We start from the raw sequence: 15,874 nt of genomic DNA, 5'->3' as shown, positions 1-15,874 counted from the left end.
CGACCCGTGTGCCTGTCGGTTCAAAGCTGCCTCATTGGTCAGTTCACTATCCGGATGCCATCTTCGGACGCGACGATACGCATACCGTCCTGACCCATTTCGACGCGACCGTTATAGACCGCCCGCGTGCGCGCCAGCACCTCGTCACGTGTCGGTGGCGCCGGTGGCAAGAGGGCGACGTGAGTGAAGACAGCGAGCGCGGGTCGCGCTTGAGTGAACACTTCGCCCGCTTCTTCCGGAGAGGTGTGGTGGCTTGCGATCGCCTTGCCCGCAGGAGATGCGCTCACCTCCGCGTTGGCCGCAAAAACCTCGTGTACGAGCAGATCGGCTCCGGTCGCCTGTTCGATCACCGTCTCGCTGAAGGCCGTGTCGCCGGACAACACGACTGTGTTGTCAGCATAGTCGATCCGAAACCCATAGGCCGGCTTGATGTGTTCGCCATGCGGGACCTCAAAGGCCGTGACCGTCAGCCCGCCCTTCTCCCAAACAACACCATCTTGAGTGAAGGGCCGTGGCTCAAGAGTCATTCCAGCAGGGTCGAGTCCGAGTGAAGCCTCGCGGATCGCTCGGTCCCGCGCGAAGGCTATCGCGAAACCCTCTGCCAACTCGCCCACCCCCGGGGGGCCGACGAGTGGCAGGGGCCCGATCCGGCGCCCTGGAGGAAACGGCAGCCAGCCGGTCAGCAGCACATCATCCAGTCCGGTGACATGATCTGAGTGATGATGGGTCAGGAACACCGCATCGATGCCGCCGATGCGCACGCCAGCATGCGAGAGTTGCATCGCAACCCCTCGGCCGGCATCGAACAGAAGCGTTTGCCCCGCCGCCTCGACAAGCGTGGCGGGCCCGAACGCGTCCAGCGACGGGACGGGCGTACCCGTTCCAAGCAATGTTACCGCGATGCCCTCGGCCCAAGATGGCAAGGAGCCGGCGGCAAGAAAAACTGACGCAAGAATCCATCCGCGTGCCTGTTTCATTGCGCCGCCACCGTGGAGTCGATCTGCTTGACACCAAGGATCGACGCCATCGCGTCGTGAAAGCGCGAAACGGCGTCGGCATCGAAGCATACCGCGCGGAAACCGACATGAAAATCCGGACGCACGAGGATCGCACCGCTATCGGTTGTCCCGCGCAGCATGGCGAACTCACCATAGTGGTCCTCAAACTCCTGTCCGGGGCCGATCAGACACACGTCGATATCGACTCCGTGGCGCTCGGCAACTTCGCGCGCGCAGTCTTTCCAGCCGTCACCGCCGATCCCGGTGAGTATGGCAAACCGGCCGCGCCCACAAAGATCCTTGGTCGAGACCCGGCTTCCGTCGGCCCGCCAAAGCCAGCAATGCGGAACCGGGGCACCGGGGCGCGAGGAGGCCAAGTGATAGAGTTCGGCATCCGCGAAAACCTCTGGCGCGGAGCCGTCGGTAACGATAGCGGGCCCCTCGTACCGCTGGTTCATCTCGACGCCGTGAGCGTTATACACGTAGTCGGTTCCGGCGATTGCCTCGCGCAGCGCCGCACGCTGCGTCGCGGCCTCGGGCGTTTCGTTCTTCCGCGCTGCCATGTTGGCGTACATCTCCTCGACCGAACCGGCCTGCGGCAAACCGAGGGCCATCGCGATCGGCGGGAAATCTCCGAGCGATTTGTTTGCGCGCGTCACGATCTGCCGTGCCACTGGAGCTCGCTCCGTCGTGTATGTGTCAAGAAGCGACGGGTCCGCCCTGCCCTTCAGCACATGTGCGAGCTTCCAGCACAGATTGAAGCTGTCCTGGATCGAGGTGTTCGACCCCAGCCCGTTCGTCGGCGGATGGCGGTGGATCGCGTCGCCAGCAGCAAAGACCCGGCGATCATGCAAGCGCGTGGCATACATGTCGTTAACGGTCCAGGTCGAAGTCGCCTCGATCTTCACCGGCACCGTATCGTCACCGATAAGGTTGTGAACGATTTTGCGCGCGAACGACTCGTTGATCTCGGGCGCGCCTTTTTCGACGTCGTATCCCCAGATGGCAAGCCATTTGGTCCAGGGCCGCACCATGCGCACGACGCCGATTCCGAGACCGCCGATGTCGCTGCCGGGCTGGATTACCCAGTAGAGCACGCTCGGGCGATGAGCGACGTATTTCGTGAGGTCCGCCTCGAACACCATGTTTATGGATCCGGATTTACCCATCTCCCCTTCGAGCGGCAGTTCGAGGTCCGAGACGACCTGCGAATTGGCTCCATCGGCACCGATAAGATACTTCGAACGCACGTCGTAGTCTGTCCCGGTGAGACGGTCGCGCAACTGCGTCGTAACGCCAGACGCGTCCTGTTCGTGCCCGAGATACTCGGTGTCGAATCTGACCTTGGCGCCACCGAGCGCGGCCTTGTTGATCAAAATCGGCTCAAGCAGGTTCTGCGGTATGTCGCACATGGACGTGGGCGAACAGGCGTCATAATCGGCGCGGCGGCGCACGTCCGTGCCCCAGGTGCGGATCCTGCCGAATTCCTCTCCGGCCAATGAGGCGCAAATCGTGTTTTCGCCCATGAGATCGTTGGGGGTAGCTTTCGCTATGACCTCGTCTTCGACGCCGAGATCGCGCAGAACTTCCATCGTGCGTTGGTTCGTGATGTGCGCGCGGGGCGTCGGGGCTGTCCAACCGTATTTGTTGACCACCATGCAGGCCACGCCCTGTTCTGCGAGAAGCGCGGCCGCAGCGGCTCCGGCGGGGCCTGTTCCTATTACCAGGACGTCGGTTTCGCGTTGCTGTTGCAAGACTTCCTCCCTCTATGTCCAAGTCAGCTTCCGGTGTGGGCAACCCGGAGAGTCCGGTCACCCGCCACCGAAGTCGCGGGAGTTCTGGCTTATTCGGCGGCTTCGGCCCGGACCGCAGCCGGGTCGAGGCGGAAGTCGACCTCCATGACCCGGACGCCATCCTCATAGGCTTCTGGCACCATGAACTCGGTGCCGCCGCCGTTGCAGCTGTCATCCTCGATGTACTTGTCGCCCTCGAAATAGGCCTGGCTGATCAGGTCGCGCATGCCCTCGGCATGAACCCAGTAATGGATGTGCGCCGGACGCCAGGAATGCCCGCCCATGTGTTTTTCAAGAAGCTCCCCGGTCGGACCCTGGTTCGGGATCTGGTAGGGGACCGGCAAAATCGAGCGGCATTCGTACCGTCCGTTCTCGTCCGTGGTAATCTTCCCGCGGTAGTACTCGATCGGGATGTTGCCGTGAACGCCGGAGTATCGGCCCTCAGGTGTTGAGTGCCAGACGTCGATGACCGCGTCGGCGACCGGTGAACCGCCAAGATCCGTAACGCGCCCACGCATGACCATGCGCGGTTGATCTTCGTCCTCCGGCCGTATGGCAAGGCTGTCATTCACCCGCGGCGCGCCCTCGCGGAAGTAGGGGCCCTGAATCGCAGCCTTCGAGCCATCGCGCTGCCTGTTTTCGATTTCAACAACCGTGGAATTAAGGAAGACGTCGAGGAGGAGCGGTATCTCTTTCGCCTCCTGCGTCTTGATGAGATGGCCGACGCCCGCGCGATACTCCGCGAACGTGACGTCGTGCTTACGCATCACGTCACGCACGGCTTCGACGATGTCCATGGTGATGGTCTTGACCCGATCCGACATTGCGATCCTCCCTTTCGCGGCTTCGGTTGGATGTAATGTCGAGCAGACTACGGCTACGCGCGAGTTGCGCGCCAATACTTTGAACCGGTCGCCCCGATACTTCTTTGGTATCAACCGAGGTGGACGTTCGACCGGTGATCAGAACAGACCTAACCGACACGATGGTGCGTCAGCGCCGCAACTCTCCCGTGTCCAAGCGGCCAAAAGCTATCGCCACCTTTTCTGATCTTCGAAACACCGTTCCGGCCGAGCCGATGGCCAAGACGTCGCCGCTCTGGTCTGCGTCCAGCCACGGCGGAAAACCAGAAACGAAGCGACGTCAGCGGGAACGTATCGCAAGTATCAACGACTGCTTCGCGATGAGGAGTTCGTCGGATCGCGATCCGTACTCATACTCTGTTGGCCAACCCAAATAGCCCGCAGAACGCGAAGAAACTCTTCGAGGACCGGCGCCCGGTCGCGCTCGAGGTACATGCACGCCGCCGGGATCCGTGTGTCGCAATCAGCAATCGGCAGATACCGCACGGACGGGTAGCTGAGCGCGGCGATCGCTTCGGGAACGATGGTGCAGCAGGAACCGCAGGCCACCATGGCCAGCGCGGACGACGAATCGGAGGCCACGTTCGCCACTTCGAACGACACCTTGGCCGCACGGAGAAGCGAAATTATCTCGTCGGCGAAGCTGGGCCGGTCGCCGGACGGATATAGGACCACAGGCAATCGGGCGATTTCGCTAAATTCGGTCTGGGTCTGTCCCGGCGCAACATTGTCCTCCGGCAGGACGGCGTAGAGACGCTCTTCCGATATGGCCTCGACCACCAATCCGTCTGTATCATTAAAATATCGGCCGAACCCCACATGAATCCGTCCTTCGCGCAACGCGTGGACCTGTTCCGCCTTACCCATACGCGTAAGTGAGACTTCGATTTCCGGTCGATCCCGTCGAAACGCTCGCAGCGCTTGCGGCACGGCCTGATAGATTGTCGATCCGAAGAACCCAACATCTAGTTGTCCGAGTTCCCCGCGGTGCGCCGCGCGGGTGCGATCCATGGCGGTCTTGCTATGCGCGAGAACCTTCTGCGCATCTTCGAAAAAGACGCGCCCCGCCTCAGTCAGCTCAACACCTTTTGGCGTCCTGTAGAGCAGCGTGGCGCCGAGCTCATGCTCGAGAGCTTGAATCTGTCGGCTGATTGGGGGCTGAGAGACGTTGAGGCGCAGCGCCGCACGTCCAATATTGCCTTCTTCGGCAACAGCGACGAAATACCTTAATTGTCGAAACTCCATTTTCATGCGCCCTGTGCATCAGGTTGGGCGCTAGCTTGCCGCAAGTAGCATGGCACGGCAATCGGGTCGGGCAGATATTGCAAAGCCGTCGTGAACCCCGGCATCGTCTTGGCCTCGAAACGTCTTGAGGGCCGACACCTGCCCTTGCTGCGTAAGCGGAACGCTCTGTTCCGCCAGCAGCGATAGAGCCACTACCTCAAAGACTTAGCTTGCACATTGTGGTGCCGGCCGTTTCGGCGACACGGCGATGTCTTCGCCGGATGGCAAAGCTCAGACTTGTTCAGCAGTGCGGATCACTGGTTGCCACAATCGCTACTTGCGAACGTCGCTGCGAAGTATACACCATTTGGAGGTTCACATGGCAGGCAACATTGACATCTTCACGAAGCCGAATTGTCGGTTCTGCTCGCAAGCCAAGGAGACGCTTGCCGAAGCCGGCTTGGGCTACACGCAGCACGATGTGATCGCGTCCGATCGGGACGCAAATGCCAGCGTCTACTTCTCCGGCTCCACAACGGTGCCGCAAATCTTTATTGGCGGCTTGCACGTCAACGGGTCAGAGGACCTCGCCCTGCTGCACATGACCGGGAGGCTCACAGACCTTGCGGGCCAGTCAGTCGGCTCTTTGGGTCTGGACGACGTTTCGGATGAAGACCTCCGTCACGGTGCAGAAGACTTGCTGCTGCGGAACGAAATCTCATCCAGCGATGGCACGCGCGACAAAGACCCGGAACAGTGGCCGATCCTCTCCATGTACAAGGACTTTTTCGGGTTCTGGCCCAATACTTTCGCCTACCTTCATCGCTGGCCTGAAGCCTACAAAGCTTTCGTATACGATCACAACGGCGCGGCCATCGGGACAGGACGCGATGCACTCGGAATGCCGCTGATGTCCGCACTTGGATACGCGACGTCCAACGCGCACGGTTGCAGCTATTGCCAGGTCCATTCCGCCACAACAGGCGGCGAAAACAGCATTGATGCGGTCAACCAGCTCGAAGCGGCGAAACGAGGAGAAGCAGGAGAGAACAATCCCTTCGGCCCGTTCGAACTCGCCCTAGCCGATCTCGTCGCCCGATCATCCACGAACTCTGTCACAGATGAAGCCGTCGCGACCGTGCGTCACACTTGGTCAGAGGCGCGGATGCCGTTCGGCGAGTTCAACGAGTGTTTCGCCAGTGCCACTATGATCGCCGCCGCCTTTGGGTTTTTGAACGTGTTCAATGACCTGACAGGCGTGAAGGTCGAAGCGGACTGGGCACGGCAAGCTCAAGACGGAACCGGGCTCTCTGCCGGTCGTCATGGTGTGGACACTCGACAAGGCTTGCCGATCGAACCCATCTCCGAGGGCGGACCGACGAAGGAAGACATGGTTCGCAAATACGCTGCTTCAGTCGTTGAGGCCGGAGGACCCGCAGCATACGCCAAGAACATGCTTGGCGCGGAACCCGCTTGGCTGCGCAGCTGGCCGCAACCGCTGCGCGCGAACCACATCCACCTCTACGCGACGATCATGGCGGGCGAGGACACAAATGGCATCACCTCCGAGCTGAAGCACCTCATGGCCAGAGTGTCTGCTATCGCCAAAGGACATCATGTTCTCGCGGCCGCCGAAGGTCATCTGGCGTATGTGGCCGCCGGCCGGACGAAGAACAGCCTTCTTCGGGTTCGCGCGACGATGGCGCCAATCAGAGACTCCCAGGCTATTGAACTTTTCACAGAGCCAGAGCGCGCTGCGCTAGTCTTCGCGTGGCTGTCCGCACAGGCGCCGCTTGCGACGCCACATCGGTTCGTGGATCCGGTGCTCAAGCATTTTGATGAAGACCAACTCATCACACTGATCGTCGTGTGCTCGATGGCGAGCCTGGTCCAACGTTTCTCGTCGATCATGCGGCCGGAGGTCGATGCAGACACCGCGGCGTTTCTCGCCGAGCACGATCTGGAACTCGATACGCTCCGTCTTCGCTATGAGGCTCTCGATGAACAGCGGTGAAACATGCGCCCAATGCGATCTCGTGAGAAGAAGGCGTCCAGTCTGACTGCCCTGCCGAAGTCGAGGAAGTGTCGGATAGTGTCCACCAAGCGAAGTGGACACTACGGGGTCTCTGGTGGGGCAACCGCGCGAGCGCAGGAAGTGGAACGACGATGATAAGCGCATGGTTTGCGCGCAGGCGCGGATGTCCGGGGGCTCGGTCGCGCAGATGGCGCGTCGCTACGATCTGAACGCCAACCAGAATTTTCATTTGGCTGAAGGACCCGCGGTTCGCGCCCGAATAGGGCGACGAGACCGACACGCTGTTTCTACCCGTCGAGATCGTCGAAGAGACGGCTCGCCAAGAGCCGGTATAGCTCAGAACCGCGACGAGATGCGGAGCGCGGTAGCCGCCGAACCAGGCCTTCACGGCCTCCAGCATCATGTCGTGAACGTTGGATCCGCTGATGTTGGCGCCCGCCACGGCGCGCCCGGAGATAATCTCGCGGTCCTGCGCGTGGATGTTGAAGGCGCCAAGGGTGATGTCATTGTTCCAGCAGATGAACTCGAACCCGTTGGAGCCGTGAGCCAGTTAAGGCGCCACTGGTTCGAGCCCACTGGCGAAAGAGTGTTCGAATGTACCGCCACGACCTTGCCGTCGTGGGCAAGCTCCGCCCTCTCCGCATGAGCTCGTGCCAGCACGAGGCCATGGGCCTGCATGATGCGACACACGCGCTTGTGGTTCGCAGGCGCCGCGCCGTCCGCCCGCAGTCGCCGGTTCAGAAGCGCCGTGATGCGGCGATAGCCATAGGTCGGCCGCGCGGCGACCTATGCCTCGATCAACGGCAGCGCCGTCGCGGCTTTGCGCTCCCGCTCAGCCGAGCATGCAGGTTCGACCGGGAGACGCCCAGGGTCTCGGCCACAGCCATCACCGGGAACCGCCCTTCGGCTGCGACTGCGCGAGCCACGTCCGTTTTTTTGAGCGCGACTTGTCCAGCGCCTCCTTGAGGATCTCGACCTCGAGCGTCTTGCGGCCGAGCTGGCGCTCGAGCTCGCGGATACGATCCTCCATCTGCCGCACGGCACGGTTGCTGGTCACATCGTCATCCTCGGACACGGCCACCGCTCCTCCGTCCAGCATCAGACGACGCCAACGAAACAGCAGGTTCGGAGCCACGCCATTCCGGCGCGCGACGACAGAGAAGCTGGCGCCATCCTCCAACGTCTCCTCGACGATCCGCAGCTTCTCCGTGACCGGCCAGCGGCGCCGGCGGCCGCCATCGGTGATGATCTCTATCTCGGACATACGCACGTGCCCAGGCACGTGCTCAACCTCCATGGCTACGCCTAGGTGTCTGGTCGAAAAAGCGGCCAGTTCAAAATAGAAGCTTCACTGCGTGCATTCCTCGATACTGCAAGAGCTACTAGCCAAAATAAACCGCATTGCGCCATGTCCCCGCCGGCATTACCGGGGCGTCATCACCCGCGTCTTGCGCCTGTCACGTAGACGCCGGTGTTAGGGCTGCGTCGCAATGCAAGTGCTCCAAGGACGACGGCCGCGATCCAGATGGACGGACCGATCACGCTAGTCGGCAGGCCGACATGGCCCGGAATTACCAGGAACAAGACAAACGGGATGTCAGCCGCTGTCGTCGCTGCGGCCGCGACGAGGTACCCGCCGGGACTGATGCGCCAGATCGAAGGCACACACGCCATAGACAGAAGTGCAAACTCCAAGAGAAAGAATGCGACTTGGGAGACGCGGCCCCGGATAGCACCGGCCTCAAGTGTTCCGGCAAGGTTGGCAACCTGCCATGCCGCCGCGACATGCAGGACGCCCCAGAGGCCGAACAGAATGGCAGCGGCGCGTGCCAGATTTTTTGCGGACATGCGGTTGCTCCTGTCAGCGAATGTGGTGCCGGTGCGTCAATCGCGCGCATACCGGCGCAACTTGTCTTCGTCGATCTCGATGCCGAGCCCCGGTCCCTCCGGCAGATGGGCTGCGCCGTCCTCGTAGCGGATCGGCGAGACGAGCAGGTCGTCCCGCTGCAACATCGGGCCGAATATTTCTCCGCCGAACGGCAGACCGGGCAGGCTCGCTGCCAGTTGCAATCCTGCGGCGGTGCCAATCCCGGTCTCAAGGAACGTGCCCATGTAGAGCATGATACCCCCGGCATGGGCGATGTCGGCCATGCGTCGTGCCGCCCGGATGCCGCCGGACTTCATGATCTTCAGCGACACGACATGCGCGGCGCTCGTTGTGACCGCCTCGATCATGTCGGTCTCGCTCCAGGCCCCTTCGTCGATCATCACGGGGATTGTGGAGCGGGCCGCAATCCGGCTCATGCACGCCAGCCGTTCGCGCGGCACGGGCTGCTCGACAAGTTCCACGCCGAGTTCGGCGAATTTTGGCAGCGCGCGGATCGCCTCGATCTCGGACCAGGATTCGTTGGGGTCGACCCTCAGCCCGGCGCGCCCGTCGAGCGCCGCTGCAAGGTCCGTCAGACGGGCGATGTCAGCGTCGAGATCCCCTGCCCCGGCCTTCACCTTGAAGGCAGAGGCGCGTCCGGTCTCGAGCATCTCGTCGATCTCGGCGCGATCCTTACCGGGGTCGCCGCTGGCCAGCGGCCAGGCCACCGGGCAGACTGTCCGCCGCGCACCGCCGAGCAGGACGTGAACCGGCACATCGAGCCGCCGGCCGATTAGGTCTAGGCAGGCCATCTCCAGACCGGCCTTGGCAAAGGCGTTGCCGCGCGCCACGCGGTCGAGACCCTCGAGCATCGCCTCGACCGACATAACCGGCCAGCCGATCATCGCCGGTGCGAAATAGGCGTCGATCATGATTTTCATGGTCTCGACGCTGTCGCCTGACCACCAAGGACCGCAGGGCACGATCGCCTCGCCGATCCCCTCGGCACCGTCGCTGTCGGTCACGCGGACCAGCAGCGAGGTCTGGCCAGTCGCGTCGAGACGGGCGAACCTCTGCAATCGCCGGAACGGCAGATCGACAAGGATCGTCTCGACCCGGTCGATGCGCGCCGTCTCGCCCTCAGGCAACGTCTTGAGCATGTCCGCCTCTCGCTGCGCCGGCCTCGGGAACGAAGCGGTATCCCTCGTCCTCAGCGACGGCGTAGCCGGCACATTCGCCGGGAAAGTGGTTGCAGAACATCAGCGTCTCGTCCCGCGCATAGCGTGCCAGCGCCGACTTTCGGGTCGCCACGGCAGCCTCGGGGTCGTGACAAAAAATCGTTGCGCATTCCGGTTCGGCCATCTGAAGGGGGTGGTGCATTAGATCGGCATTGAATGCCGCGACGGTGCGATCATGCTTTGTGTGTTCGAGGCCGATCATGCCGGGGGAGTGTCCGGCTAGATCGACCACGCCGAGACCCGGGGCAAGGCTCCGCCCGGGAGAGATCGTGTCGAACAGGCCGGCCGCGTGGACCGGTTTGATGCTGTCGTCGACCGAACGTCCCATGAAGGCGAACTCCTCGTGTCGAGAGAGCCAGAATTCGAGCTCCGTATCGCTCGTCACGTGGCGCGCCTTCGGAAAGGTCGGCGTCCAGCCTTCCGGGGTCTTCCGTGTCAGCCATCCGGTATGGTCCGGATGAAGATGCGTGAGAAAGACGATGTCGACGTCTTCGGGCGCGCAGCCGGCCTGCCCCAGATGGTTGAGCCAGTCCGACTTCGCGTGATTCCAGTCAGGCCGGGCTGGAAACTCTCCGTCCTCCCCGACGGCGCAGTCGACGAGGATCGTCGCGGGCCCACGGATCAGGAAAGATTGGTAAGCCATGCGCATCGTGCCGGTGCTTGGGTCGACGTAGTCGGGGGCGAGCCACCCGCCGTGCCGGCTCATCCAGTCCTCGGGCACGTCCTTAAGCATGTCGCCAGGCGGTCGCGTCGGCCCGGCAGTATCGAGCAGGCTGAACACGTCGAGGTCCCCGATCGTCTTGGGGGACATACGGGGTATCTGACCGATGGCCATGCTGCCTCCTTCCGGCGTCAACTTTCGCGCCGCGATTGGGGCATACCGCATGCAATGCAATCCAATACCTTAGCTCGCAGAGCGGGATGCGCTTACCGTATTAAACCTCCGCCGCAACCGATACGCTTCGCGCATAAACAAATGGCCCCAACGGCATTGGACGGAATGACCCGAACTGCCTAGACCATCCGAAAGAGTTGGGAGGCAAACGATGCAGAATTTCACCTATACCGGTCTGCCCGCTCGGGTCCTGTTCGGGACGGGCACTACGTCGCTGCTGCCCGCGGAGGTCGAAAGACTGGCATGCAGGAAGGCGCTGGTCCTCACGACCGAAGCCCAAGCCGCCTTGGGCCGCTATCTGTGCGACCTGCTGGGTCCGATCTCGGCTGGGCTGTTTCCAGGTGCGGCGATGCACACGCCCGTGGAGGTGACGGACGCGGCAGTGATACAGTACCGCGACAGCGGCGCCGATTGTGTCGTGTCCATCGGCGGCGGCTCGACGATTGGTCTTGGCAAGGCCATCGCCCTGCGCACCGACGCGCCACAGATCGTGCTGCCGACCTCCTACGCGGGCTCCGAGATGACACCGATCATCGGTCAGACCGACGGCGGCAAGAAGACGACGCAGACGACGCTGAAGGTCCTTCCGGAAACCGTGATATACGACGTGACGCATACGCTGACGCTGCCGCCGCTCATGACGGTGACGTCGGGCATGAACGCGCTCGCCCACGCGGTCGAGGCGCTCTATGCCGAGGAAGCGAACCCGGTCCTGTCGCTGATGGCGGAGGACGGCATTGCGAAACTGACCGAGGCGCTGGAGCGTGTGCGCGACACGCCGCAGGACACGGGCGCACGATCCGACGCGCTCTACGGTGCTTGGCTCTGCGCAGTATGTCTAGGGTCCGGCGGAGTGGCTTTGCATCACAAGCTCTGCCACGTCCTCGGCGGCTCGTTCGATCTACCGCACGCAGAAACCCATACGGTCATGCTGCCGCACGCCCTTGCCTACAATGCCCCCGCGGTCCCCGACGTGATGGAAGCACTCCGGCGTGCCACCGGATCGCAAACTCCTGCCGCCGCCTTCTTCGACATCTCAAGCGCCGCGGGTGCGCCGACAGCGTTGCGCGATCTGGGCATGCCAGAGGACGGCATCGAACGCGCCGTGGAGATCGCGCTCGACAAGCCGTACTACAACCCGCGCGATGTCGATGCCGAGGGTCTGCGGTCTGTCTTTCGCGCCGCGTGGCAGGGCGCGCGCCCGGACGCATGAGGAGATCTTTACGCCAGATTCTCCGCCTCGCCACCGCCCCGCGGGTGGTGCGGCGGGCCGCGGGCATGGCGCTCATCGTCGGGCACGTCATCGCGGTCATCAACCACGGCGACGCCATCTGGCACGGAACAATGGATGCCCCTCAATGGGCAAAGGTCGCGGTGACCTTTCTCGTCCCCTACACGGTCTCGACCGTGTCGTCCGTGTTGGCTGTGCTCGAACGGAACGTTCCCCGTGACACGATGGGAGACATGGACGCGAATGCGAAGACGCATCCGACACGCTTGGGATTGTGAAAGGTCGCGCACTAGGCCCGGTCCGGTGCCGCCCTGCCCCTGACGGCCCGCAGGCGGTGGTCAGGGCGGCGCCGCCGGCGGTGCGTCGATGCGGCTTGGATGCCGCGCCAGCGGCGTGATCTCAATGTTGAGATACGGGAAGAAGGGCAGGTTCGACAGGATTTCATGCAGCTCGTCGTGGCTGTCGACGTCGAAGACGCTGACGTTGCCAAACACACCGGCGATCCTCCACAGATGCCGCCATTTGCCGTAGCGCTGCAATCGCTGACTGTAGGTGCGCTCGGCCTCCACGAGCGCCCTGCCCGCCTCCGGGTCCATGTCCTTGGGCCAGTCTACCTCCATCCTGACTAGAAACAACACCGTTTCAGCCTCCGTAGACCAGGTTCGGAAGCCAGAGCGATACCGCGGGCACGTAGGTGACGAGGAGCAGTAGCGCGGCGAGGATCAGGATGTAGGGCAGAATCCCCCGGAAGATCTCCGCGATGCGAATCGTGCTGATGGATTGCAGAACGAAGAGGTTGAGGCCGACGGGCGGCGTGATGAATGCCAGTTCCATGTTGATAACAAGGATCACACCGAAATGAATCGGATCGACACCGAGGCCCAAAGCGATCGGCAGCAGGACCGGCACCGCGATGAACAAGACACCGAAGACCTCGAGGAAGGTCCCGAGCAAGATGAGCAGCAGATTGACCATGAGCAGGAATTGCCAAGTGGTAAGGCCGCTGCCGGTGAAGATCTCGACGATGCGCGTACTGATCCCCGACGAGATAAGCCAGTGCGAGAAGCTGATAGCCCCGATCATGATGAAGAACAGAACTGCGGTCAGCGCCAGCGCCTCGGCGATCGTGGGCAGCACCTCGGCGACGCGGCATTGTCGGTAGATTGCGACGCTTGCGACCATCGACAGCAGCGCCGCGACACCTGCCGCTTCGGACACCGTGAGCATCCCGGAATAAATACCCCCCAGAACGACGAGCGGGATCGCAAGGGCCGGCAGCGCACGAAAGTTAGCGCGCCGGAAGGCGGCGGGATCGGGACGCGGGCTCGGCGCATATCCAGCTCGGCGCGCGTGCCAGATCGCGTATAGGATGAAGAGGCAAGCCTGGATCGCGCCAGGCACGACCCCGGCCAGGAAAAGGCGGGGAATGGATTGCTCGGCGACGATCGCGTACAGGATGAACACAAGGCTGGGAGGGATTAGGATCCCGAGGGTCCCGGAGGCGCCGACCGTCCCGGCCGCAAAGGACGGCGCGTAGCCCGATCTCAGCATAGCCGGAATTACGATCAGGCCCATGGCCATCGCGGTCGCGGTGGACGAGCCGCTGATCGCCGCAAAGACGGTCGTGGCGAGAACGCAAACGACGGCAAGCCCCCCCGGCACCCGGCCGACCCATGCCTCCGCCCAGTCGATCAGGGCCTGCGCGATCCCGCCTTTCTGCATGAACTGCGCAGCGATCACGAAAAGCGGGATAGACACGACCGTGATGCTGTTCAGACGGTCGCCGTAGAGCTGGGCGAGGCTGATCAGCGGCGTGCCGTCCATCCAGTAGAGGAGGAACGACAGACCTCCGAGAACCAGGAAGATCGGAATGCCGGTCGCAAGAAGCGACAGGAAAACGACAGACAGAACCGGCGGGCTCATGCGACCTCGCCTTCGATCGGCGTCTGGCCCGGCAGCCGCGCGGCGGGGTCGGCGACGAAGCGTGCCAGACGGACCCCGTAACCAATGGACAGCAGCGCCCCCATCGTCGGGAGGACCGAATAATACCAAGCCATAGGCAGCCTGAGGCTGCTGTCTCCAGTGGTCCCGAACCGTATAGCGAACCGGACGACCTCCGCGCCGTAGACGGCGAGGAGCGCTCCGAACGCGATTCCGGCCACCAGCGCCACGAGGAAGGCCGCCTGCCGGATACGCAGGGGCGCGAGATCGATGAGTACATTGGCGGAGACGTGGCGGGTCTCAAATGCCGTGCGGGCCGTTACCAGAGCCGCCGACCAGACCAGCAGGTAGATCACGACCTCCGTTCCCCAGTCGTTCGAATACCGCGCGGCAACGTAGCGCGTGCCGGCCTCCCAGGTCACGAGGAAGATCGCGACGAGGGCAAGGAGGGCCCCGGCAAGGTCGAGGCCCGTCGCGGCAAGTCGTGCGATGCGACCCATCATGTCGGGATCAAAACGCCTCTTGCGCCAGATCGATCAGGTCCGGGTCCATGCCGAGGGTTTTCACGAGATCCGGCTGGATCGCCAAGAGCTTCTCGCGCATGGCCAGCAGATCGTCCGCGGACGCCTCCACTGGCTCGATTCCGTTCTCCTGGTTGATCCGGCGCGCTTCCATCCATCGCGCGTTCGCGCGTTTCCGGGTGTCCGCGATCATCTCTTCCCAGGTATCGGTCAGGACGATTTGCAGCTCCTCGGGAAGGCGGCTCCAGGCCGCGCCGGATACCAGCGGCACATACATGAAATAGGATTGCCCATCGAGGAAGACGTGCGACACGCCGCTGTCCCACATTGCGACGGAACGAATGGGTTCATCAGTGGAAAGGGTCCCGTCCACAGTTCCGCGGCTAAGCGCTTGAGGCGCATCGGGCCACGGAATGCTGACCGGGTTTGCACCCATTACGCGGAAACGCTCGACGCTCGCAGCGCCGCCCGGCACGCGCAACTTCAGTCCCGCGATGTCCGCTGTCGTCTCCACCTTCTTATCCGTGGTGTAGAGAATGGCGTGACCGACGCCGAAGGGTCGTCCGAGCACCCGCACGCCGAGTGTGTCTTCGATCCTGGTATGCAACTCCGCACCGAATGGGCCGTCGACGGCGGCGTAAATCTGCGCCTCGTCCGCGCCGTAGGCCATCGGCAGATCGGCGAACTGAGCCTCTGGCACGAAACGGCCGACATGCAAGTAGAGAGGGGCGCCCATGTCGATGCTACCCTGAGCAAGCGCCGCCGGCACCTCGGCTCCGCTGTATTGCGAGGCGGACCCAAAGACCTCGATAGCGACGCGGCCATCGGTCCGTTCAGACACAAGGTCGGCAAAGCGATCGAAAGCCTCGTTCCTGACGTGGCCATCCGGAGATTCCAGCGAAACCTTGAGCTTGAAGTCCTGCGCCGTTGCCGGCGCGGTAGCCAGCACGAAAGTAAGTATTGCACCGGTCAGAATCGTCTGCATGTCGTCCTCCCTTCGACAATTGCAGCATACACTGTCTCGACCAAACCATGCGGTCGAATACCGTTTCCGCTTCCGTTTCATACCGAAGCCGTATGCCCCATCGTAGGGCGACCGCAGCACTGATGGCATCTGTCTCGATCAGCCATCTTGTTGGTGACCCGAGCTATGCCGCGAGCGCGAGGGAACACCTTTGGATTGCCGACCGACGGTCGCGCGATTTAACCGAACGATAAGGCGACGTGTTACTGCTCATCGGCATGAACAGCTAAAGGACGTATCCTTT

Annotated in this window: 14 protein-coding genes and 1 pseudogene; 3 read left to right on the top strand and 12 right to left on the bottom strand. The window is 62.7% G+C overall.

The genetic code is table 11. The features are described 5' to 3' along the window. Nucleotides 1-38 precede the first annotated feature (38 nt). The 4 genes from ROJ8625_RS18320 to ROJ8625_RS18305 all read right to left on the bottom strand — a co-directional run bounded on the left by ROJ8625_RS18320 (nt 39) and on the right by ROJ8625_RS18305 (nt 4,899). Nucleotides 39-977 carry an MBL fold metallo-hydrolase gene (locus ROJ8625_RS18320; protein ID WP_159456806.1) on the bottom strand — a complete coding sequence of 313 codons (939 nt, stop codon included), beginning with the start codon at nt 975-977 and terminating at the stop codon, nt 39-41. Next, complete coding sequence (locus ROJ8625_RS18315; protein ID WP_085793380.1) at nt 974-2,752, bottom strand: FAD-dependent oxidoreductase; 1,779 nt, start codon at nt 2,750-2,752, stop codon at nt 974-976. Before ROJ8625_RS18315 ends, ROJ8625_RS18320 begins: the two co-directional genes overlap by 4 nt. An 89-nt stretch (nt 2,753-2,841) precedes the next feature. After that, nucleotides 2,842-3,615 (bottom strand): chlorocatechol 1,2-dioxygenase, encoded by a 774-nt coding sequence (locus ROJ8625_RS18310; RefSeq protein ID WP_085793379.1) that lies wholly within the window; start codon nt 3,613-3,615, stop codon nt 2,842-2,844. A gap of 342 nt (nt 3,616-3,957) precedes the next feature. Further along, complete coding sequence (locus ROJ8625_RS18305) at nt 3,958-4,899, bottom strand: LysR family transcriptional regulator (protein ID WP_234984314.1); 942 nt, start codon at nt 4,897-4,899, stop codon at nt 3,958-3,960. A 358-nt stretch (nt 4,900-5,257) separates the two neighbouring features. Here ROJ8625_RS18305 and ROJ8625_RS18300 point away from each other — a divergent pair, with 358 nt between their 5' ends. Beyond that, a complete protein-coding gene (locus ROJ8625_RS18300; RefSeq protein WP_159456805.1) occupies nt 5,258-6,892 on the top strand; it encodes a glutaredoxin domain-containing protein in 1,635 nt (544 codons plus the stop codon). 343 nt (nt 6,893-7,235) lie between these two features. Here ROJ8625_RS18300 and ROJ8625_RS18295 read toward each other — a convergent pair. The 4 genes and pseudogenes from ROJ8625_RS18295 to ROJ8625_RS18280 form a co-directional block, all read right to left on the bottom strand. Next, nucleotides 7,236-8,195 (bottom strand): annotated as a pseudogene (locus tag ROJ8625_RS18295) (transposase); the annotation flags it as partial. A gap of 155 nt (nt 8,196-8,350) precedes the next feature. After that, nucleotides 8,351-8,761 carry a hypothetical protein gene (locus ROJ8625_RS18290; RefSeq protein WP_085793376.1) on the bottom strand — a complete coding sequence of 137 codons (411 nt, stop codon included), beginning with the start codon at nt 8,759-8,761 and terminating at the stop codon, nt 8,351-8,353. 36 nt (nt 8,762-8,797) lie between these two features. Next, nucleotides 8,798-9,940 carry a muconate cycloisomerase family protein gene (locus ROJ8625_RS18285; protein ID WP_085793375.1) on the bottom strand — a complete coding sequence of 381 codons (1,143 nt, stop codon included), beginning with the start codon at nt 9,938-9,940 and terminating at the stop codon, nt 8,798-8,800. Next, entirely contained in the window at nt 9,921-10,853 is a 933-nt protein-coding gene (locus ROJ8625_RS18280; protein WP_159456804.1) for an MBL fold metallo-hydrolase, read from the bottom strand. The genes ROJ8625_RS18285 and ROJ8625_RS18280 overlap by 20 nt, the downstream gene beginning before the upstream one ends. A 211-nt stretch (nt 10,854-11,064) precedes the next feature. Here ROJ8625_RS18280 and ROJ8625_RS18275 point away from each other — a divergent pair, with 211 nt between their 5' ends. Together ROJ8625_RS18275 and nrtS are read left to right on the top strand one after the other, a co-directional pair. Further along, nucleotides 11,065-12,126 (top strand): maleylacetate reductase, encoded by a 1,062-nt coding sequence (locus ROJ8625_RS18275; protein WP_085793373.1) that lies wholly within the window; start codon nt 11,065-11,067, stop codon nt 12,124-12,126. A gap of 65 nt (nt 12,127-12,191) precedes the next feature. Further along, nucleotides 12,192-12,422, top strand: coding sequence for a nitrate/nitrite transporter NrtS (gene nrtS / locus ROJ8625_RS21235; RefSeq protein WP_200813340.1), 231 nt, complete (start codon nt 12,192-12,194; stop codon nt 12,420-12,422). Between the two features lie 60 nt (nt 12,423-12,482). Here nrtS and catC read toward each other — a convergent pair whose 3' ends face one another. Genes catC through dctP form a run of 4 tightly spaced genes read right to left on the bottom strand, consistent with a single transcriptional unit; the run spans nt 12,483 to nt 15,591 of the window. Continuing rightward, nucleotides 12,483-12,782: a muconolactone Delta-isomerase gene (gene catC / locus ROJ8625_RS18265; protein ID WP_085793372.1), complete on the bottom strand. Its 300-nt coding sequence runs from the start codon at nt 12,780-12,782 to the stop codon at nt 12,483-12,485. Nucleotides 12,783-12,786: 4 nt separating this feature from the next. Beyond that, nucleotides 12,787-14,067: a TRAP transporter large permease gene (locus ROJ8625_RS18260; protein WP_085793371.1), complete on the bottom strand. Its 1,281-nt coding sequence runs from the start codon at nt 14,065-14,067 to the stop codon at nt 12,787-12,789. Further along, nucleotides 14,064-14,588, bottom strand: coding sequence for a TRAP transporter small permease (locus ROJ8625_RS18255; protein WP_085793370.1), 525 nt, complete (start codon nt 14,586-14,588; stop codon nt 14,064-14,066). Before ROJ8625_RS18255 ends, ROJ8625_RS18260 begins: the two co-directional genes overlap by 4 nt. Nucleotides 14,589-14,595: 7 nt before the next feature. Next, nucleotides 14,596-15,591 carry a TRAP transporter substrate-binding protein DctP gene (dctP, locus tag ROJ8625_RS18250; protein ID WP_159456803.1) on the bottom strand — a complete coding sequence of 332 codons (996 nt, stop codon included), beginning with the start codon at nt 15,589-15,591 and terminating at the stop codon, nt 14,596-14,598. Between the last annotated feature and the right edge of the window lie 283 nt (nt 15,592-15,874).

The sequence above is a fragment of the Roseivivax jejudonensis genome (assembly GCF_900172265.1).
GTDB classification, from domain to species: domain Bacteria; phylum Pseudomonadota; class Alphaproteobacteria; order Rhodobacterales; family Rhodobacteraceae; genus Roseivivax; species Roseivivax jejudonensis.
Note: the sequence above shows the minus strand (reverse complement) of the source record. Positions and strands in the feature narration are given on the sequence as shown.

Bases quoted from the DNA above. Each gene is read 5' to 3' on its own strand.
- ROJ8625_RS18320 (WP_159456806.1), bottom strand. From the start codon at position 977: ATGAAACAGGCACGCGGATGGATTCTTGCGTCAGTTTTTCTTGCCGCC.
- ROJ8625_RS18275 (WP_085793373.1), top strand. From the start codon at position 11,065: ATGCAGAATTTCACCTATACCGGTCTGCCCGCTCGGGTCCTGTTCGGG.
- ROJ8625_RS18285 (WP_085793375.1), bottom strand. From the start codon at position 9,940: ATGCTCAAGACGTTGCCTGAGGGCGAGACGGCGCGCATCGACCGGGTC.
- ROJ8625_RS18305 (WP_234984314.1), bottom strand. From the start codon at position 4,899: ATGGAGTTTCGACAATTAAGGTATTTCGTCGCTGTTGCCGAAGAAGGC.
- ROJ8625_RS18290 (WP_085793376.1), bottom strand. From the start codon at position 8,761: ATGTCCGCAAAAAATCTGGCACGCGCCGCTGCCATTCTGTTCGGCCTC.
- dctP (WP_159456803.1), bottom strand. From the start codon at position 15,591: ATGCAGACGATTCTGACCGGTGCAATACTTACTTTCGTGCTGGCTACC.
- ROJ8625_RS18255 (WP_085793370.1), bottom strand. From the start codon at position 14,588: ATGATGGGTCGCATCGCACGACTTGCCGCGACGGGCCTCGACCTTGCC.
- nrtS (WP_200813340.1), top strand. From the start codon at position 12,192: ATGGCGCTCATCGTCGGGCACGTCATCGCGGTCATCAACCACGGCGAC.
- ROJ8625_RS18300 (WP_159456805.1), top strand. From the start codon at position 5,258: ATGGCAGGCAACATTGACATCTTCACGAAGCCGAATTGTCGGTTCTGC.
- ROJ8625_RS18260 (WP_085793371.1), bottom strand. From the start codon at position 14,067: ATGAGCCCGCCGGTTCTGTCTGTCGTTTTCCTGTCGCTTCTTGCGACC.
- ROJ8625_RS18280 (WP_159456804.1), bottom strand. From the start codon at position 10,853: ATGGCCATCGGTCAGATACCCCGTATGTCCCCCAAGACGATCGGGGAC.
- ROJ8625_RS18310 (WP_085793379.1), bottom strand. From the start codon at position 3,615: ATGTCGGATCGGGTCAAGACCATCACCATGGACATCGTCGAAGCCGTG.